Raw genomic sequence first — 19650 nt, 5'->3', positions numbered from 1 at the left:
TCGGTGCCTGCCTCAATGGAGAAAAGGTGTCAGCGCCTGCCGCCGCCGAACTGGTATTGCGCCTCGAGAAAGATTTCCCGGCCGTAGGGGTTGTAGTTGCCTGCGGCGAACGGCTCGTTGACGTCGCTGCGGTAGGTGACGTCGATCGGCGGCATGGAATTCCTGAGGTTGTTGACGCGCAACGAGAGGCGCCAGGCGCGCGTCGGCGCGTAATTGATGCTGGCGTTGTAGATGCGCCATGGCGCGACCTTGCCGGCATGGGGCACGTCGTAGCTGTCGTTGAGGTTGGCGATATAGTTCGGCGTGGGGCCGTAGTACGTCCCGTACAGCGTCGCGCTCCACTTGCCCTGGTCGAAGGTCCAGGTCAGCGCGGCATTCGCCTTGGTCTGGAATTCGGTGCTGAACCCCGGATTCCGGAGGTAATCGATCGTGGGATCGCCCGGGAAGGTTTCCTGGCGATGCGCCAGCACGCGCGTGTAGCCCAGGTCGAAGTCGAGCCAGCCCCAGGCGTGGGGATTGGTGCGGTACTTGAGGCTGGCGTTGAGGGCGTTATTCACCTCGCGCGCGACATTGATCTTCTTGGTCACCACCTGCAGGATCTGACCCAGCAGTGGCGAGCCCGGCGCGGCCGGTGCGCGCGTGATCTGCGCGTCGATCGCCTGGCAGGTCGGCGACTGCGGATCCAGCGTGCCGTTCGTGCAGTACAGCTGGGTCTGCATGACGTAATCCGAGCTTTCCTTCAGCACCTCGTTGCGGATTGAGATGTGCTGGTAGTCCAGGCTCACCGACAGGCCGGCGGTCGGCGACCAGACCACGCCGTAGGAGAAGTTCCTGGCGGTCAGTGGCTGCAGGTCCGGATTGCTGGTTTCCACGACCGTGGCCGGCACCGAGTAGTACTGGTAGGGGCAGCTCAGGATGTTGCCGCCGGTGTAGCCGAGGCGGCCGCAATTCACCCAGTCGGTGACGGAACCCAGCCCGCTGCTGCCCCCCTCGAACTCGTCGATCAGCGACGGCGCCTTGAACGAGGTGCTGTACTTGGCGCGTAGCAGCACGCTGTCGACCGGGCGGAATTCCAGGCCCACGCTGTAGGTGGGATGGCTGAAGCGGGCGCCCTGGGCGTCGTAGCTGTCGTAGCGGGCCGACAGGTCGGCGGTGAGCATCTTGAGCAACGGCAGGTTCAATTCCGTGGCGACGGCATAGCGGTCGCGGTGGCCGCCGCTGGGATTCCAGCTGGCAGCCAGCAACTGGCCCGACGACAGCAAGGGCGAGGGCTGGTAACTCCACGATTCGTAGCCTTGCTCGGCGACCACGGCCAGGCCCGCGTCGCCGCCGGGCAGCGCGAACAGCGAGGTCTGCGTCAACTGCGTGCGCAGCTGGTCGGTACGGTTCGAACTCGCGATCGAGGCGGCACCGAGGTAACTGGCGAACTGCGCCGGCGTGATCGGCGTGGTCAGCAAGTTGTAGTTCGGCGCATAGACGGGAAAGCCCAGCCAGTCGGTGCCCAGCTGGGGCCCGAGCAATGTATTGCCGTACGAGCCTGGGACGTTGTTCCCCCACATTGCGATCTGGCGGTCGTTGGAGTTCTCCTGGCTGTGCGTCAGGGCGGTGTCGAGGTTCCACCCCGAACCGAAATCGACCTTGCCGCCGAGGGTGACCGTATAGGTGTTCTCGTAGTTCTTCTGGCTCAGCAGGCCATTGAGGCTGTTGGCCATCTCTTCCGGCGCGAACTCGCGGATGATCACCACGTCGTCCATCAGGTTGGCGTCGCCGACCACGCTGGCGTAGATATCGTCCACCCGGTGCGCCTGCTCCTGGTAGACATCGAAGAAATCGCCGTACAACTGCACGCTGTCGGTGAGCGCATAGGTGGCATGCGCACTCAAGGTGCCGGACCGGCTCTTGTTCATCAGGGTGCTGTAGCCGCCGGATCGGGTCGAGCCGCAGAACGCGCCGAGGCTGCCCACCTGATACCCCTCGCTGCCGCCCCACAATCCGCCCAGCTTGTTGCAATCCGACGGTTGTGCCGGGAAATACGAGTTGCCGTACAGGATGCTGTTCACCACGGCGTTGACGGACGCCTGCTGCGGGTTGATGCCGCCCGCGAAGTTCTGCGCGGTGACGCTGCGCTGGAATGCCCACATCGGCTGCTGGTCGTTTACCTGGGCGCCCAGCATCAGGCTCAGCTTGCCGATGCTGAAGCTATCCGAGGCGCTCACCGATCGCTCGCGGCCGCCGCCATCCGAATACCAGCCGATGCGCGCGTCGAGCGTGCCGACGTTGACGTGCTTCTTCAGCACGATGTTGACGACACCCGCGATGGCGTCGGAGCCATACAGCGAAGATTGCCCGCCCGGCAGGATCTCGATGCGGTCGACCAGGTCGATCGGAATGCCGGCCAGGTTGGTGTAGAGCTGATCGACATTCTTGCCCGACGCCACTTGCGAGAATACCGGCATCGGCCGGCCGTCGATCAGGAACTTGGTGTAGCTGGGATCGAGGCCGAACAGGCTGACGGTCTTGGCGGCCCAGATGTCGCCGGTATTGATCGCGGTGTTGTTGACCGAGCCGGTGTTGACGCTGGCGTTCTGCAACGCGTCCGCGACGCTGGAAAAGCCGCGGCTCTTGATGTCGTCCGAGGTGATCACGATCAGCGGACTGGCGGTTTCGATCTGCGATCGCGGGATCAGCGAACCGAGCACGGTGACCGCCTTGAGCGTAACCGTGCCGGGTTGCTGCACCGCCTGCGCGGATTTGCCGACGGGTTTGCCGGGCTGACTGCGTGAGGATCCCGGCGGCAGCGGCTGCGGCTTGATCACCACCGTGCTCGCATCGGTGAATTCCGCCTTGAAACCGCTGCCGTCAAGCAGCTTCGCCAACGCCTGCTTCAGTTCGTAATGTCCCTTGAGCGCCGGCGCCCGGCGCGCGCCGATCACGGCGGGATCGAAAATCACGTTGACCTGCGCCTGGCTGCCCAACTCCCGCAACGCGCTCGACAAGGCCTGTGCAGGCAGGTCAAACGCATGCGTGACCTGCGCGTGCACCGCGACCGGTGCGGCAAGCGCGGCCAACAACAGCCCGGCGTAGATCGGCTTGATTGATGCCATACACACTCTCCCCTTCAAGATCGCCCATCGGCAACGTTGCCCCTTCCGAATAGACGAACGGTGCGACCGATCCGGACATCGAAATGTCATCATTTCCAGAACCGGAGAAAACCCGAGCCGCGAAGACCGTCGCGCGTGACGTCCGTCGTCTCGCGCATCGATGCCGGGCAGATGTCACCTGCCCGCTTCGACTGAGAGCGCACATGACATACCGCCAAGCCGGCACCAGCGGCTCGGTAGATGCGGGCTTTGATTTCTTGACCGGCAAGCATCGCCGCCAGACGAGGGTCTGGCGGCGATGCAGAGGTAGCGTGGGCTGTGCGGAAAACCCGGGCCGGCTTTCTTCAGCGTGCCAGCACGATGCTTCCGTCGTCGCGGGCGGTCCGCAAGTCGTGCAGGCTCGCCACGGCCGTGGCGAACTTGATCGGGTCGTGCACCGAGAACACGCCAGAGACACGCAGTGATGCCAAGGCCGGATCCGCGATGCGGATGCGCGTGCCGCCGTAACGGTTGAGTTCGGCCACCGCGTCCGCCAGCGTGGCGTCGTCGAAATACACCTGGCCGCGCTGCCAGGCCAGGGTCGCATTTGCGTCCGGCCGGTCCAGCATATGCGAGCCGTCGGCACGCGCGATGAGCCGTTCGCCGGGCGCCAGCACGGTCGAGAGCGCAGCCTGGCCCGGCGATGCGGGTTGCACGCCCACCCATACCTTGCCTTCGAGCAAGGTCACATCCACGCGCTGCGGATCCCGCCGCACGTCGAACACGGTGCCTAGGGCGACCACCTGCTCGTCCCCGGTCTGCACCACGAAGGGCCGACGCGGATTCTTTGCCACATGGAACAAGGCCTCGCCGCGTTCGAGCAAGATGCGGCGCTCGCTACGGCGGTATTCGACGGCGACCCGGGTGTCGGTGTTGAGCGTGACGCGGGTCTGGTCGCCAAGCACGATAGTGCGCTGCTCGCCGATGGCGGTCTGATACACCTGCTCGGTCGGAAGCAGCACACGGACGGTGCCTGCCGCCACGAGCAGCAGCAGGGCGCAGGCCGCCACGGCCAGCCACGGGGTGCGCCGTTTGCGCGCACGCTGGCGGCGGCGCGAGTGCACCGGTTGCAGCGGCCGCGCCGGTGCGACCGCCCCGGGGAGCAGTTCCCAGATATCGTTGACCCGCGTGAAGGCACGCGCATGCGCCGGACTCGCGGCCAGCCATTCCTTGAACGCCGCCTCGGTCGCCGCGGTCCGCTCGGATTCCTGCAGGCGCGTGAGCCAGGCAGAGGCCTCGGCCAGGGTCAATTCATTGATGAGGTCGGATGTCGTCGGTTTCATGATTCCCCCATCCATTGGGCCAAAAACAACAGCGCGCGGGCCACGCGCTTTTCCACGGCGGCCACGCTCAGCCCTTCGCGTTCCGCGATCTGTACGGCGGTCAAGCCATCGAGCCGCTTGGCCAGCAGGCAGCGGCGCGTCTGCGGATCGAGCCGGTCCAGGCCCGTACCCACGCGGCGCAGGCGTTCCTGCGAAAGCAACTGCTCCTCGGGCAACGGCGCCGCGTCGGCGAGGCTGAGGATGTCAAACTCCTCGCTGTCGACCGGCACGCGTGCCCGGTGCCGCGCCTGGTCGCGCCCCAGGTTCATCGCGGTCGTCACCAGAAAGGCCTCCTGCGAGCGTATCTCCTGCTTGCGCGCGTACGACTCCAGGCGCACGAACGCCTCGTGCACCAGGTCGTCGGCATCCTGGGCAGCCACACCACTGCGCAGGAGCACGGCCCGCACCTTGCGCAACATGATCGAAAGACTGCTCACGCCATTCCGCCGCCCCGTTATTCCACCGCTTCCATCCTATAGACGTTTCGGCGGCGAAATCCGGACATCGCCGGCCCGGATGTGGAAACCGGGATCGCCGCCCCGAGGCTGCGCCTCGCCCGATCGGCCGCCCGCGGAGTTTCGCGACCCCGCCTGTCGACTGCCTCGACGCCTGGTTCGCACGTCCTTGGCGCAAGAAAACCGTCCTTGCCGGTCCCATCCGCATGGAGATATCTTCGGCAGCTGGTGCCCATCCGAGGCACCGGGAAATGGCCGCAACACACCTGCAGGGTTGCCGCCTTGCATCGATCGCGATGTACGTGCGGCGGCAACACAGCCGGAACGGACCTTGGCCGGCGATGCAGGGGAATCACTCGCCGTGGGTTGGGCGACCTGGGCCGCTTGCCGAAACACCGCGAGGAAATCGATTCCGCAATGCCTGTTTCGCCGCTTGTCCGCTTATCCGCCCCGTTGTCCGTGCGCGCGCCCCTGCTGGTGGCCGCGTCGGTGCTGCTCGCTGCTTGCGCGGTGGGGCCTGACTTCAAGGCACCTGCCCCGCCTGCCGTCAGCGGCTATGTGCCCCAACCCGCCGCAACGACGGCAGCCACGCCGGACGTGGCCGGTGGCCCGGCCCAGCATTTCGAGAGCGGCGCGGACATCCCTGGCGACTGGTGGACGCTGTTCCACAGCGCACCGCTCGATGCCTTGATCGACGCGGCGCTCAAGCAAAACCATGACCTGAAGGCGGCGCAAGCCGCCCTGCGCGTAGCCCACGAGACCATGCTGGCCCAGCGCGGCGCGTTCCTGCCCAGCGTGTCGGCGAACCTGTCGGCCAGCCGCCAGCGCCAGGCCGGCTCGCTGGCGCCGGTGCCGAACTCCAACGCCTTCATGTACAACCTGTACACCCCGCAGCTCACGATTTCCTACACGCCCGACGTGTTCGGCGGAACCCGGCGCGCGGCCGAGTCGCTCGCGGCGCAAGAGCAGGCCGCGCGCTTCCAGATGATCGCGACCTGGAACACGCTGGCCTCCAACGTGGCGGTGGCGGCGATCCAGCTGGCCTCGCTGCAGGCGCAGGTCGACGCCACCCGGCAACTGGTGGACGCAAACACCAAGATGCTGGACATCCTGCGCTACCAATATGAGAAGGGTTATGCGAGCCGGGTCGACCTGGCGGCGCAGGAATCGCAGCTGGCGCAGACCCAGGCCACGCTGCCGCCGCTGGAGAAACAGCTGGCCCAGCAACGCGACCAGCTGGCAGTGCTGACAGGCCGTTTCCCGTCGCAGGCAGGTGGCGACCCGATCAAGCTGGACAGCTTGCACTTGCCTGAAGCGCTGCCGCTCTCGCTGCCCTCGGCCCTGGTGCAGCAACGGCCGGACGTGCGCCAGGCACAGGCCAACCTGCACGCTGCCAGCGCCGAGATCGGCGTCGCCACCGCGGCGCGGCTGCCGAACATCACCCTCAGCGCAGACACGGGCAGCACGGCGCTGGAGTTCTCCAAGCTGTTCACCGGCGGCACCGGCTTCTGGGATGTGGCGGCAGGCATCACCGCGCCGATCTTCGAGGGCGGCACCTTGCTGCACCAGCAGCGCGCGGCGAAAGCAGCGTACGTCGAAGCCTCCGAGCAGTACCGCAGCACGGTGCTGGCGGCCTTCCAGAACGTGGCCGACACCTTGACCGCCCTGGACCAGGATGCGAAGGCCTTGCAGGCCACGGCGAAAACCGAGCAGGCCGCCAGGCTGACACTCGATCTCGCGCAGCGCCAGTTCAAGGATGGCTATACCAGCAACCTGCAGCTGCTGAACGCCGAACAGTCCTACCAGCAGGCAAAGCTTGCCCTCGTGCAAGCCCAGGCCAACCGCTTCGCCGACACGGCTGCGCTGTACCAGGCACTGGGCGGCGGCTGGTGGCACCACCCCGATCTGAGCAAGCAGTGACGATGAACAAGCCTGCCCCGCCCTTTCCCGCCTCCGTCCGCCATGGCGTCGCGCTACTGGCCCTGCTTGCGACGATGGCGCTTGCGGCCTGCTCGTCCGATACGGGCGCGCCGGCATCCCCGGCCGCGAAGCCGCACAACGTCACCCTGACCCAAGTGCAACAACAGAGCATCCAGCTCTACACGGTCGCGTCCTCGTCCTACCAGACCGTGACCAGCACCACCGGCGTGGTCGACTACGACCAGAACCGCTCCACGGCGGTGCTGGCGCCATTCTCCGGCCCGGTGACCAAGGTGCTGGTCAGCCTGGGCGAATCGGTGAAGCAGGGGCAGCCGCTGGCGACCGTGGTTTCGCCCGACTTTGCCGCTGCCGTCGACGGTTACCGCAAGGCGCTGGCTGCCGCGCGCGCGGTAGCGCAGGTAGCCGCCAACGACAAGGATCTGTACGCCCACCATGCGATCTCGGAACGCGAGAATGCGCAGGCGCAGTCCGACGCGACCGGCGCCGAATCCGACAGCAACGCCGCACGGCAGGCGCTGCTGGCCCTGCCCGTCGATCCGCAGGTGGTGAAGGCCATCGAACAAGGCCGACCGGTGGCGAACATCGAGGGCGTGATCCGCGCGCCGATGGCCGGCACCGTGGTGCAGCGTTCGATCACGCCCGGCCAGTTGCTGCAGGCCGGCAACACGGCTTGCTTCACCGTGGCCGACGTGTCGAAGGTGTGGGTACTGGCCCAGGTGTTCGACGGTGACCTCGCCGCCGTGCAGGTCGGCGACAGCGCCGCGGTGGAAACCGGCACCGGGGCGGCGGCGCTGCCCGGCAAGGTGACCAACGTATCCCCGGAAGTCGACCCGGATACCCGCTCGGCGACGGCGCGCGTGGTGGTGGACAACCCGGGCGACCTGCTGAAAAAGCAGATGTATGTGCACGTGCGGATCAGCTCCGCCAAAACGCAGCAAGGCTTGCTGGTGCCGGTGGCGGCGGTGCTGCGCGACGACGAGAACCTGCCCTTCGTGTACGTGCAGGAGGCGGATGGCAGCTACGCGCAACGTCCGGTGACGCTGGGCGTCCGCACCGGCGATCGCTACCTGATCGCCGCCGGCCTGCAGGCCGGCGACAAGGTGGTGACCGAGGGCGGCATCTTCGTGCGTTTCATCCAGACCCAATGAGCGAGCCGATGCCGCCCCCCGGAGCGCGTCCGGCCTCCATCATCAACCGCATCGTGGCGTTCGCGCTGGAGCAGCGGCTGCTCGTCGTGCTGCTGTCGTGCGCGCTCACCGTCGCCGGCATCTGGGCCTACAACGCGCTGCCGATGGATGCGTATCCCGATCTGTCGCCACCGATGGCGGAGATCATCACCCAGTGGCCCGGCCACTCGGCGGAGGAAGTCGAGCGCCTGATCACGGTGCCGGTAGAGCTCGGGATGAACGCGATCCCGGGTCTGGAGACCAAGCGTTCCATCTCGCTGTACGGGCTGTCGGACGTCACCCTCACCTACGCCAACGGCACCGATAATTATTTCGCGCAGCAGCAGGTGTACAACCGGCTGCCCGGCATCACCTTGCCCAGCGGCGTCGCGCCCTCGCTCTCGCCGATGTCGCCGCCGTCCGGCCTGGTCTATCGCTACGTGCTGCAGAGCTCCGACCGCTCGCCGATGGAGCTGAAGACGCTGGAGGATTGGGTGATCGCGCCGCAGTACCGCTCGGTGCCGGGCGTGGCCGACGACTCCGCGTTCGGCGGCGGCAACATGCAGTACCAGGTACTGCTCGATCCGGTGAAGGTCGCGGCGGCCGGCCTGAGCCTGGCGCAGATCCAGACCTCGCTGGGCGCGAACAACAGCAACGCCGGCGGCGGCTTCTACCAGCAAGGCGGCCAGTTCTTCTACGTGCGCGGACTCGGGCGGCTGGTAACGCCGGAGGACATCGGCAACGTGGTGCTGGCGGTGCACAACGGCACGCCGGTGCTGGTAAAGGACGTCGGCGCGGTGAAGATCGGCATCGCGCCGCGCCTGGGCGAGTTCGGTTACATGGACCGTGACGATGCGGTCGAGGGCGTGATCCTGGCGCTGACCGGGTCGAAGACCCAGAACGTGCTGCAACGCGTCGAGGCCAAGACCCGGGAACTCAACGAGCAGATCCTGCCGAAAGACGTCAAGATCCACCCGTTCTACGATCTCACCAACCTGATCCAGCAGACCAAGGAGGTGGTGCGGCACAACCTGCTGGTCGGGATGCTGCTGGTGATCGCGGTGCTGGTGTTCTTCCTGTACGACCTGCGCGCCGGCCTGATCGTCGCGGTCACCATCCCGCTAGCCTTGATGTTCGCGTTCTGCGGGCTGCACCTGCAGAACGCCTCGGCGAACCTGCTCTCGATCGGCGCGGTGGACTTCGGCATCCTGGTGGACGCCGCCGTGGTGATGGTGGAGAACATCTACCGCCAGCTCGCCGCCCGCGAGGGCACCCCGCTGGACATCAACGCCGTCATCCGCGACGCGGCCGCCGAGGTCGATCGCCCGCTGTTCTACGCGGTGGGCGTCATCGTGGCCGGCTTCCTGCCGATCTACGTGCTGAGCGGCCCGTCCGGCACGCTGTTCAAGCCGATGGCCGACACCATGATCTTCGCGCTGGTCGGCTCGCTGGTCGTCACGCTGACCTTGCTGCCGGTGCTGTGCGCATGGTTCATGCGCAAGGGCGTGCGCGAGCGCCGCAACGCGATCTTCGAGGCGGTCAAGGCGCGTTACGCGAAGTGGCTGGACAGTTGCCTGGCGCATCCGCGCCGGCTCACGGTGGCCTCGGTCGTGCTGCTCGGCCTGTCGCTGCTGCTGGTGCCTTTCATGGGTGCGGAATTCATGCCGCAGCTGGATGAAGGCGCCTTGTGGGTGCGCGCGACGATGCCGTACACGATCTCGTTCGACGAGGCCGCGAAGATCTCCCCGCAGATTCGCGAAGTCCTGCGTTCGTTCCCGGTCGTCACCACGGTGGGATCGGAACTGGGCCGCCCCGACGATGGCACCGATTCCACGGGCTTCTTCAACGACGAATTCTTCGTGGGGCTGAAGCCGTATTCGGAATGGCACGGTGCCTACCGCGACAAGCAGGCGTTGATTGCTGCGATCGACGCCAAGCTGCAGAAGTTTCCCGGCATCCAGTTCAACTACACCCAGCCCGCCGAGGATGCGGTGGACGAGGCCGAGACGGGCCTGAAGAGCGCGCTGGCGGTGAAGGTCTACGGCTCGGACCTGCGGACGCTGCAGAACAAGGGCAAGCAGATCAAGACCGCGATCGAGAAGGTGCGCGGCATCACCGACGTGACCCTAGTGCACGAGCTGGGCCAGCCCAATCTCGCGATCAAGATCGACCGCGCCAAGACCGCGCGCTACGGCATCAACGCCGACGACATCAACAACCTGATCGAAGCCGCGGTCGGCGGCAGCGTCGCGACCCAGGTGGTACAGGGCGAGAAGCAGTTCGACCTGGTGGTCCGCCTGCTGCCGCAGTACCGCGACAACCCGCAACAGATCGGCGACATACCGGTCGCGACGCCAGGCGGCCAGCAGATCCCGCTGAAGGAATTCGCCAGCATCACGGAAGAGAACGGTGCGTCCTTCATCTATCGCGAAAATGATTCGCGCTACATCGGCGTGCAGTTCTCGGTGCAGGGCCGCGACCTCGCCGGCGCGGTCGAGGATGCGATGACGCAGGTCACAAAACAGGTGAAACTGCCGCAAGGCTATCGCCTCGACTGGGGCGGCGAGTACAAGGAATACACCACCTCGCACAGACAGCTGAACATCGTGCTGCCGCTCACCATGGCGGTCATCTTCCTGCTGCTGTTCGCGCTGTACGGCAACTTCAAGTTCCCCTTGATCACCGTGCTCGGCGTGCTGCTGTCGGCGCCGGTCGGCGGCATCGTCGCCTTGTGGATCACCCACACACCGTTCTCCGTTTCCTCAGGCATCGGCTTCCTGGCGCTGTTCGGCGTATCGGTGCAGACCGCCGTGGTCTACATCTCCTACGTCAACGAGTTGCGCCTGGGCGGCACGCCGATCGACAAAGCCATCCGGGAGGGCGCGATCCTGCGCCTGCGCCCGATCATGATGACTGCGCTCGTAGCCGCGCTGGGCCTGCTGCCGGCCGCCATCGCGGTCGGCGTCGGCACCGACACGCAGAAGCCGTTCGCGCTGGTGATCGTCAGCGGCCTGTTCACGCGACTGGCGATCAGCATCTTCCTGATGCCGGTGCTGTACAGCCTCGTGGCGCGCAGGGACGATCGCCTGCAGGTGTGAATCCGCGCGGGCCGTAGGGGCACACTGCGGGATCGGCGATCAGTCGTGCCCCTGCGTCGCCCACAAGGCCTGGATGGTCCAGGCTCCATCGGTTTGGCCGTAGTGCCGGTCGTGGACCTCGCATCCATCACGACGCAGGGCGTGGCGCCTTCATTCTGACGGGCAGCCCCATGGCGTCGAAGGGCTTCCGAAAGGAGAAAGCATGCGGCGTCGGGCCATGGACATGGAGGTGATCGATCCGTTCCACGGCTTCGCTCCAGTTAGGCTTGTGCTGTCCATCGACCCACCATGCCGCATACGTCGGCCATGGGCCTTTTTCGGCCCAATCCTCACGCTTGGACAGCGCCTCGCGATGCGCACCGTGATACGCGAATGCGGCGACCGATTCGAGGTCACGCCACAACGAAAGCGTCATTGCGAATCGAGTCATCGCGAGTCCGGCCGGGGCACAGGCGGGCGCGATGATCGGCCCCCACGAGTGCTCCCATGTCTCCACATCTCTGATCGATCGGTCAAAGAAACCTTCACTGCCTTCGGCGGCAGCATAGACATCGCCGATGCGGTCGACGAAGCCTTGAACAACGGGATCGCCGACGGGCGCCTTCAAGACGCCAAACGTGAAGAAGGCAATTCGGGGATTGATGTGCATACGACAACACCTCCCGTGTATTACAAGCCAAGCAATGTAAGCAGGGATCCATTTGTTGCAGTGGCACCCGACGCTACACAGATTTTTGCCGATGCCTGGTACGGGAGCAGCGCTGCCGGAAATCGCCTTTGATACAGGGGGTGGCAACCAGTGCCTGTGCTACCTGAAGCGCCGCGACCTTTCCTGATGCGTCATCGACTGCCGTCCTGAAGCCGGCTACCAAGGGGGTGCGGCTGCGACTGGACATTCCCAGGCGAAGAAGCCGATCAATCCCCAGATCGAGACGCGTCGAGTGCGCACGAGCTCTCCCCCGTTTGAGCTCCAATGACTGCCGGAATCAGGCAGCACAGGCGCCGGAGCATCCTCCTGTCACAGGCGGCCTGCAAGTGGATTCATGCATCCGAGGGCACCTGGATACCTTTGACAGGGTAAGCGGCCGGCATGTTCAGGTACGCGCACTGGCCCAGCGGCCGCCCGGCCCTGCGACCATGCCTCAGCGCCGGGCTCGGAAGAATTCGCGCAGCATGGTGGACGATTCCTCGGCCAGCAGACCGCCCTGCACTTCCAGGCGATGGTTGTGGCGGGGATCGGTCAAGGTGTCGAACACGCTGCCGGCCGCGCCGGTCTTGGGGTCGGTCGCCGCATACACCACGCGGCCGATGCGGGCGTGGATCAAGGCCATCGCACACATCGAGCAAGGTTCCAGGGTCACGTACAAGGTGGCGCCTACGACCCGATGATTTGTGAGTTTTTCTCCTGCCGCGCGCAGCGCCATCACCTCGGCGTGGGCGGTGGGGTCGTGCAAGGTGATGTTGCGGTTCCAGCCCAACCCCACGATCTCACCGCCCAGCACCAGCACCGCGCCCACCGGCACCTCGTTCTCGGCATCGCGGGCATGCGCAGCCAGCTGCAGGGCACGGCGCATATAAGCCGTATCCTCCGGCGTGAACAGTTGGCTGTTTTCTTCAGTCATTTCAGTGTATTGAACTGGCTTCATGAGAAAGCCGGCAGGACGCCGGCTTTCGAGGTGACGCACAAGCGGTTGATTCTACTCATTCCCACTCGATGTCAACCCGTAGAGCGGGTGCAACCGCAAAACACCTGAAAATTAAGTGTTTCTGCGCTGCCTGGGCGTGAGCTTTTATCATCCGCCTACTGTACCCGATACCGGCAATTTTCGGGACTGGCCGGCCGAATCGTTGATGGCGAAACGAGACCCCTCGACGACGATTCAACCGAAACGGTGACAGCAGGGGGAGTCTGACGGTATTTTCCGAGCGCATCCCTCGGCGCTTGACGGTACTGCCCCGGGTGCTGACGGTATAGCGTCGGAAGCACGGGCCGAGGAAGCTCACACACAGGGGGTATTCCATGAGTACGATGGCAGCAGCTGCACGGCGGCCGCCGGCGTGAGCACCGCAGGCGTGGTAGCTGCTGCGCTGGGCTCAGCGGTGGGCTCATCGCTCACGATTTTCCCTCTGACCTACATCGCAGCCAAGAGGCTTTTCGACCTCCCGCCGTTTAGCGGAGCGCGGCGCATTTGGGCTGCCTACTTCGGCGCCCAGGTCGTGACGACGTTGCTTGTAGGAGTGCCCAAGAACGACCCCATCTCGGACATTCCGGTGCTCGTGATCATCCCCGCTCTCGTTTCGCTGACTGTCCTTTTCTTCTACAGCTGGGCCCGCAGCGCCAAGTCGCGAGTCGGTACTTCTGACCGCATCAACTACCGCAGAGGGCTGCTGAGGATCTGGGTTCTTCTCACGCTCGGTTGGAGCGTCTATGTCCTCGCAGTAGGAGGGTTGCAGCGCATTCGATACGCGTGGCGTTACCAGTTCGATTACGAGGCGCTGCGCCACGAAGCAGCAGCCCGTTACGCCACGCCGGCACCAGCACCCGCGCCTACGAACTCCGCTCAGGTGGCCGCACCGGCCCCCTATACCCTAGAAGACGCCGTACGCGACGTTACCGGCGCAACATCGGCGGCGACCCTGCGCAACAACATGCAGTTTTCGGTCAACGCGCAGCCGGACAAGGAGGCGTCGTACAAGCACCTCGGCGCTGCGGTGGGCGTGCCCACCGATACGGTACGGGCGCAGCCGGACGCCATCAAGACGCAGGCGGCGCTGCAGCAGTTTCCGGCCGATGACATCGCCAGCAAGTACCCGGAGACGGCGAAGATCCTCGCCAGCCTCGACAACACGCGCATGCTGCACGACGACGTGCCGAACATGGCAGCGACCAATGCCCCTGACCCTGCTCCAGAACCGCCAGACTGGGTTTGGCTTGAATGGTTACTGCTCTTGCCGACCGTTGGCGTGGCTGTCTCAGTTACTGCGCTGACCGCGTTGTGGCATGGATTTCGAAATTTGCTTCGGTGGGTTCAGCGAGGATTTGTCGGCTGACCATCGCTGCTCTATGCGCAGCTTCTCCCGCTGGTGGTCGGCTAGCCGGTGGGCATCCTCCAGCAACTGGTGCGTTGTGCGGGGGACGTAGCCCCGACGCTAGACCTCCTCGACGTACCGAGTCAGCGGCCGCCTGACGTCAGCGTGCGAAAGGGCCGTGCTCGCGGCCATGCTGGCGCCCCATCTCGCGCCTCATCTGCTCCAGCGGGTCATAGTCCATCGAACTCCTGGGCCTGCTCTCGCCCAGCAGCGTGCCGGACTTCGGCGTGTCGATCAGCGCCAGCAGTGCCGCGCTGGCGTAGTCGGGCGATCGCCCAATGCGCTTGATGACCTCGTCGCGGCTCTCGACCCGAATCAGGCCATTGCCCTGTAGTCTCCAGGTGAAGGCGCAAAGGTCGGCCAGCAGACGCGTGTCGGGTGGCAACGCAATGCCGGTGTTGTTGGTGGGGTCGAGCGCCTCCCGCATGCGCCACACGAGCTCGGACCTCAGGTTGAAGAAGCCCAGCCGGCCGCTCTGGTCCTTCCGGGCGGACGCCTCGGCCACGTTGATGCCGTAAGCGTCCTGCTTGGCGTCCACCAGGAAGTCGTACACCGAGGCGCCGACGCCGATCACATCGACGTTCACCACCGCATAGTCACGCCCGGCCGCGACCACCAGTCCGGCCGCCGTCGGCCCGTCGGGCGTCTGCATGCCGGGGTACGCCAGCAGCTTGTCGAACCACATGCCATGGCGGCGCGCAATGATCGTGTTGTCCTTGCCGCCTCGCGCCACGTCGACGCCGATGCTGTCCATGGGCGGCTTGGGCGACGGCTCTTGCCAGCGCGCCATCGCCACCTCGACCCAGGCCGTGGGGATGACCTGCGCGGCGTCGTCCTCCATGCCGGCCTCGAAATCGCCGTTGAGCATCTGACTGCGGAGGGGTTCGGGCAGCGCCTGCAGGGTTGCCATGTAGTTGGTTCCCATCAGGTACGGATTGTCGGTCACGCGCGACGGAACGAAGGTGCGCGACTGCGGCAACACCACGTCGCCATCGTGCACGAACATCTCGCCGTCCTCGACCTCGACCTCCTTGCCGTCGACCATGGCGAACCAGCGCAGTTCGCCCGGCACCGCCGGATTGGGGTGCTTCTTGTCCAGCCAGGGCGCGAAATATTGGACGATCCAGCGGCCCTCTGCCGAGGTCGGCGGATTGAAGCAAAGGAGCGTCTGGCAACGCTGGTGGGGGTCGGTCGTGCGCACCCAGCCCATCAGGAAGCGCACCTGGCTTTCCAAGAGATTGGCAGCCTCGTCCACCGCCAGGAAATCCTTCGCCCTGCCCTGGTATTTGCGCTCATCGCCCAGGTTGGGGACGGAACCGAACTCGATCACGCGCTCGCCCATGCGCCAGATGCCATTCACCGTGTTGAGCCCATCACGATGCCCAACGACCTCGGCAATACGATCGATGATGGACAGCGTTTCGGTGGAGTGCCTCCGGAAGATCGCCACGCGCTTGTGCTGCGTCAGCGCCTTACCGATGGCCAAATCGGTTTTTGAACCTCCTGCTGCGCCGCCGAATCCCACGACATCGGCTGTGGACTCGTAGGCCATCGACTGCGGGCCAGGCAAAGGCGTCCAGATCGGCTTATCCGTTCCAGTTGGCGCGTTGCGCTCGGCGCGCTCGATGCGCCTGCCAATGGTGCCGTTCATGCGACCGACTCCGGATCATCATCGGTGGTGGCGCTGCCTTCAATCACACGCGCTGCCCTACCTTCCTCGATGGCCTGCAGGCGGCGCTCGTGGTCGCTGGCCGTGATGGTCTGCGCGTAGTCGCGCAGGACCGCCAGCAGGCGAGCCGCGGCCTCGGCAGTACAGTGCCCGGTCGCGGCGGCGGCGATCACCGCGTCCGCCTTTTCCTGCAGCGTCTTGGCCTCGGCAAAGCCGGGAATGGCTACGCGCTCAGCGTCCTGCTTGGCCAACGGCGAGAAGCGTTCAAGGACCAGGCGCATGCTTTGCGGGTCGCCCTTCTTCGCAAGGTCGATCGCCTTGTCCAGCACGTCCTTGATGTGAGGCTCGACGTACGCAGCCACGCGTTCCGCGCGGCTCGCGCCGTGCGACATGCCGTGACTGCGCACGGAATGGCCAGGAAGGAGCCTGCCATCGGCCGTGCGCTCGGCCAGCGGATTGTCGTTCGCGTCGGTCATGCGAGCCGCCTCGCGTCGTGGTCGGCTTCCTGGTCGCTGAGCACGCGGACGACGTGCCGGCGCAGGCACAGCCAGAGCTGCGGTTGCGTTCTGCGCATGAAGCCCTGGGACATCAACCACAGCGCATAGGAAAGGTCGTTCTCGGCGATCCAGGAGACAGAAAGGCCTTTGCGCTTCCCGAACTGCACAACCAGATCACGGGGAACTTCAATTCCCCGCTGTGCTGGCCGACCTGTCGGCGTGAACTCGATGACGTTCACGACGCAATGTCTTCGTCGATCCGTGCATAGATAGGCGCCAGCTCAGCCGGGTTCGCGATGTCGACGGGCGATTGCGCGGTGGAAAGGTCGGCATCCGATTCGACGATATCGCCCGGTTGCACAAGCTGACTGTCGAAATAAGCGACTTGCAGTGCTTTGAATTTCATCGCTGCTTCTCCTCACAAGATGGGTTGAGCCGGCATCTCGCCCAGCAGGGCGTTGAAGCTGTTCTGCGGGCGTACGGCGTTCGGCGGGATCAGGCTGTCCACGGTGACAGGTGCTCCCTCTGCCTCCGGTGCGCGCGGCGAAGGCACCTTGCTCGTGGTTTCGTTCGTGTCGTCGGTCATGTCTCAGCTCCAGTTAGCGGCGGCGTTGAGCCGCCAGGGCCAGGCGCGCCGCGAGCAGCGCGACCTTCGGGTTGTCGCCCACCTGGGCGAACATCGCGTTCCGGCGCGGGTCCTGTTGAATCCACGCGCGCGTGATTTCCAGCGTCTTGAAGGCTTCCTGCCCAAACGCGCTGTTGAATGCGGCGACACATTCGTTACGGGCCGCCATGCGGGTTTCGTCCGTCAACGGAGTCGTGTGTGCATCGGCCATTGCGCTACGCATTACGTCGACGTCCGCACGCGTCGCACCGGCATCCAGGGCCATGTTGGCCAGCTCGGTGCGAATTGCCGCCGCGGTCTCGCCGGTCATGCCCTGCCCCTGCATGTCGTCCAGGGGGATGCTGGCGGCGATCGCATCGCGGTCCTGATCGCCGTACAGACGGCGGCTTGAATCGGCGACGCGCGCCTGAGCGATGCTTTCAGGGATGGCGGCGCGCACTGCGTCCGGGGTCAGCGCTTTGATAACCGCGGCGTCGACTGCATGCGCGTCGTCTGCATCGGCTTGCACCGGTTGTGCTACGGGCGCTGCTGCCGGCGCTGGCTGCACTGTCGGTGTCGGTGTCGCTGGTGCGGGTGCGGACGCTGTGGCCGGTGTTGGAGCCGGTGTTGGAGCCAGCGGTGTCACTTGCACGGGTGCAGGCCTGGAATACAGCACGTCCGCTGCGGTGGCATGGGGCGCCGCGGGTGACGACGCTGGCGCAGGCGGCACGCTGGTTGCCGTAGGCGTCCCGTACAGAGTCTGCGCGAGGTCGCCGTTCATGGCTGCACCCCAAGGCGATTGGCCACGTACTCGGCGCCGGCCGTGAGCGCTGACGCCAGCGTGCCGGCTCCTCGGTTGAACTCGTTGAAGGCGACGTGCCCACCAAGCTGCGCGCCTGAGACTTCCGCAACGGCGTAAAGGATGGCGGCGACGGCAGCGCCAACTTCCGGGCCGGTGCCGCCGGCGCGCGTGAATACGATCTGGCGCCAGTCCTCCAACACCATCGGGCTGAGGCCCAAGGCATGCGCTGCGCCTTCGACCAGCACGCGCGCCTTGGCGCCCTCGTTGCGCAGGTGCATGAGGGCTGCGATCAGGTCGGCAGCAGCGCGTTCCACGTGCGCAGCGTGACCGACAAGGTCAGCGACTACCTGCGCGGCCTGTTTCCGTTCCTCGATCGTGTCGGCGTCCTGCAGCTCAAGGCGCAGTGTTGCTGCATCGGCTTCCAGTCGCTCGGAAATTGCGCGGGCATTGGCTAGCCCGTTCTGTGCCTCGTGCAGCTCGGCGCGGAGCTTGCTGGTGGCTTTGGCGATGGTGCTCAGGTGCGCGGGATCGGCGGTGCGAAGCAGTTCGTCCAGCTGCGCCTGCAGGGTGTTGCATTGAGTCAGCGCGTCGTTTTCCTGCTGGCGGCACGCTTCGATGTGCTGCTCGGTGGTCGCCATCCTGGAGCGCAATTCGACGCTGGGAGATAACTCGGCGCTGGGAGATACTACGGACGGGCGTTTCATGCTGGTGGGCCTCGTGGTTGCTAGCCCGCATGCTCACCGATTGATCCCGCCCATGCGCATGTCGGTTAGGAACAAAACCGTTCCTTGACCAATAGCAGCCACAGCACCGCCCCGCGCACCTGGTCGCGCCACGCCTGCAAGCCTTCACGGGGGATGTCGCGCAGGTCACCGCTACCGACGTAGCTCAAGGCCTCTTTGACGACAGCCATGTATATCGACAACTTCGGCTCGGTAGTCGTCGTTTGTGGTATGCCGTAGTCGTCTAGAAGCTCGGCGATACCTGCCGCCATGGACACTTTGGCGGATCGGGGCGACATATTGAGGTCGTAGGCCGGTGGTGTATTCCGTGCCCGTTGCGCGCCCCACATCAACCACTCGATGCCGCCCTGCATCTGGCGAACACTATCCAAGCCGCCGGGAACCTCCCGGCGCAGCCGGGCAAGCGCGCCTGCTACGGCATCACCTTGCCCGCCCAGCAGGTGCACCAAGGCCTGCGCATGCTCAGCGATCTGCTTCAGGGCCAGTGCCGCCTGTGCGTCCGTGGGTGGCTGGCGCAAGGCGTGTTGCCGGCAGACGTTGACCAGAGTCTCTAGGCGCTGGTGGAAACCTTCAGGCAGTGACCGAACACCAAGCAATGTGCGCAGCCTGGTGGCGCTATCCCGCGTCAGCCGGATGGATGCTGAGACGGGACGGCAAACGGCGGCGTTGGCGGTTGCGCGCGGCATCAGTCGATCTCCGGTGTCGGTAGGCTTGGCGGTATTGGGATGGAGAGCACCGCCGCATCTTCATCGGCCGGCCCTTGTTTTTCAGGTTGAACGACGTTTTCCGGCATGGTGCGTTGATGATTCATGCCGAATGAATCGCACTCTTTGATGCGCTTCACCACCACTCGGGCCGGCAGCTGTCGCCGTTGTCTGGTCGCCCAGTAATGCACGGTGCTGAGCGCCGGCCCGCCCAAGGCTTCGCTGATCGCCTTGAGCTGCATGCCGGCCGCACGCATGGCGATGGCCTGGTCGACCACATCGCGGGGCCAGCGGGTCCATCTGTGGCTAGCACCGGCGCGTATGCCCCGCGCGTTGGTCTCTACCTCAATGACCATAACCATTTTCACCGACTCCGCTCGTGATGTACTACGTTGCAAGATCGGTCCTGCGGCCAT

18 protein-coding genes are annotated in these 19650 nt (G+C 65.4%); 4 read left to right on the top strand and 14 right to left on the bottom strand.

Annotated features, from left to right (window positions below):
• Positions 1-29 precede the first annotated feature (29 nt).
• The 3 genes from ISP14_RS13260 to ISP14_RS13250 form a co-directional block, all read right to left on the bottom strand.
• Positions 30-3104: a TonB-dependent receptor domain-containing protein gene (locus ISP14_RS13260; RefSeq protein ID WP_404540738.1), complete on the bottom strand. Its 3075-nt coding sequence runs from the start codon at positions 3102-3104 to the stop codon at positions 30-32.
• A 344-nt stretch (positions 3105-3448) separates the two neighbouring features.
• Complete coding sequence (locus tag ISP14_RS13255; protein ID WP_404540736.1) at positions 3449-4426, bottom strand: FecR family protein; 978 nt, start codon at positions 4424-4426, stop codon at positions 3449-3451.
• On the bottom strand, positions 4423-4884 hold the full coding sequence (locus ISP14_RS13250) for an RNA polymerase sigma factor (protein ID WP_404540734.1): 462 nt from the start codon (positions 4882-4884) through the stop codon (positions 4423-4425). Before ISP14_RS13250 ends, ISP14_RS13255 begins: the two co-directional genes overlap by 4 nt.
• 495 nt (positions 4885-5379) lie before the next feature.
• On the opposite strand from ISP14_RS13250, the gene ISP14_RS13245 reads away from it, so the two are divergent.
• Genes ISP14_RS13245 through ISP14_RS13235 form a run of 3 tightly spaced genes read left to right on the top strand, consistent with a single transcriptional unit; the run spans position 5380 to position 11125 of the window.
• The gene (locus ISP14_RS13245) at positions 5380-6840 is read left to right on the top strand and encodes an efflux transporter outer membrane subunit (protein WP_449757834.1); all 1461 of its coding nucleotides are present in this window, start codon (positions 5380-5382) and stop codon (positions 6838-6840) included.
• 2 nt (positions 6841-6842) lie between these two features.
• On the top strand, positions 6843-8009 hold the full coding sequence (locus ISP14_RS13240) for an efflux RND transporter periplasmic adaptor subunit (protein WP_404540728.1): 1167 nt from the start codon (positions 6843-6845) through the stop codon (positions 8007-8009).
• Between the two features lie 8 nt (positions 8010-8017).
• The gene (locus ISP14_RS13235) at positions 8018-11125 is read left to right on the top strand and encodes an efflux RND transporter permease subunit (protein ID WP_404540726.1); all 3108 of its coding nucleotides are present in this window, start codon (positions 8018-8020) and stop codon (positions 11123-11125) included.
• A 127-nt stretch (positions 11126-11252) separates the two neighbouring features.
• On the opposite strand, the gene ISP14_RS13230 is transcribed toward ISP14_RS13235, so the two are convergent.
• Together ISP14_RS13230 and tadA are read right to left on the bottom strand one after the other, a co-directional pair.
• On the bottom strand, positions 11253-11774 hold the full coding sequence (locus tag ISP14_RS13230; protein ID WP_404540724.1) for a DUF3291 domain-containing protein: 522 nt from the start codon (positions 11772-11774) through the stop codon (positions 11253-11255).
• Positions 11775-12267: 493 nt separating this feature from the next.
• Positions 12268-12747: a tRNA adenosine(34) deaminase TadA gene (gene tadA / locus ISP14_RS13225; RefSeq protein ID WP_404540722.1), complete on the bottom strand. Its 480-nt coding sequence runs from the start codon at positions 12745-12747 to the stop codon at positions 12268-12270.
• Between the two features lie 436 nt (positions 12748-13183).
• Here tadA and ISP14_RS13220 point away from each other — a divergent pair, with 436 nt between their 5' ends.
• Positions 13184-14176, top strand: a complete 993-nt coding sequence (locus ISP14_RS13220; RefSeq protein WP_404540720.1) for a hypothetical protein — start codon at positions 13184-13186, stop codon at positions 14174-14176.
• Between the two features lie 139 nt (positions 14177-14315).
• Here the strand turns inward: ISP14_RS13220 and ISP14_RS13215 are convergent, their stop codons facing one another.
• The 9 genes from ISP14_RS13215 to ISP14_RS13175 all read right to left on the bottom strand — a co-directional run bounded on the left by ISP14_RS13215 (position 14316) and on the right by ISP14_RS13175 (position 19602).
• Positions 14316-15866: a hypothetical protein gene (locus ISP14_RS13215; protein WP_404540718.1), complete on the bottom strand. Its 1551-nt coding sequence runs from the start codon at positions 15864-15866 to the stop codon at positions 14316-14318.
• Positions 15863-16360 carry a hypothetical protein gene (locus tag ISP14_RS13210; RefSeq protein ID WP_404540717.1) on the bottom strand — a complete coding sequence of 166 codons (498 nt, stop codon included), beginning with the start codon at positions 16358-16360 and terminating at the stop codon, positions 15863-15865. The genes ISP14_RS13215 and ISP14_RS13210 overlap by 4 nt, the downstream gene beginning before the upstream one ends.
• Positions 16357-16620 carry a hypothetical protein gene (locus tag ISP14_RS13205; protein WP_404540716.1) on the bottom strand — a complete coding sequence of 88 codons (264 nt, stop codon included), beginning with the start codon at positions 16618-16620 and terminating at the stop codon, positions 16357-16359. The genes ISP14_RS13210 and ISP14_RS13205 overlap by 4 nt, the downstream gene beginning before the upstream one ends.
• Positions 16617-16787 (bottom strand): hypothetical protein, encoded by a 171-nt coding sequence (locus ISP14_RS13200; RefSeq protein ID WP_404540715.1) that lies wholly within the window; start codon positions 16785-16787, stop codon positions 16617-16619. Before ISP14_RS13200 ends, ISP14_RS13205 begins: the two co-directional genes overlap by 4 nt.
• 12 nt (positions 16788-16799) lie before the next feature.
• The gene (locus ISP14_RS13195; RefSeq protein WP_404540713.1) at positions 16800-16967 is read right to left on the bottom strand and encodes a hypothetical protein; all 168 of its coding nucleotides are present in this window, start codon (positions 16965-16967) and stop codon (positions 16800-16802) included.
• Between the two features lie 13 nt (positions 16968-16980).
• A complete protein-coding gene (locus ISP14_RS13190) occupies positions 16981-17514 on the bottom strand; it encodes a hypothetical protein (protein WP_404540711.1) in 534 nt (177 codons plus the stop codon).
• A 248-nt stretch (positions 17515-17762) separates the two neighbouring features.
• Complete coding sequence (locus ISP14_RS13185) at positions 17763-18425, bottom strand: hypothetical protein (RefSeq protein WP_404540710.1); 663 nt, start codon at positions 18423-18425, stop codon at positions 17763-17765.
• Between the two features lie 131 nt (positions 18426-18556).
• Complete coding sequence (locus ISP14_RS13180) at positions 18557-19216, bottom strand: hypothetical protein (RefSeq protein WP_404540708.1); 660 nt, start codon at positions 19214-19216, stop codon at positions 18557-18559.
• Entirely contained in the window at positions 19216-19602 is a 387-nt protein-coding gene (locus tag ISP14_RS13175) for a hypothetical protein (protein WP_404540707.1), read from the bottom strand. Before ISP14_RS13175 ends, ISP14_RS13180 begins: the two co-directional genes overlap by 1 nt.
• Positions 19603-19650: the final 48 nt, after the last annotated feature.

This window comes from Dyella agri, from assembly GCF_044904705.1.
GTDB lineage: Bacteria > Pseudomonadota > Gammaproteobacteria > Xanthomonadales > Rhodanobacteraceae > Rhodanobacter_A > Rhodanobacter_A agri.
This window is presented reverse-complemented; position numbering and strand designations above follow the sequence as displayed.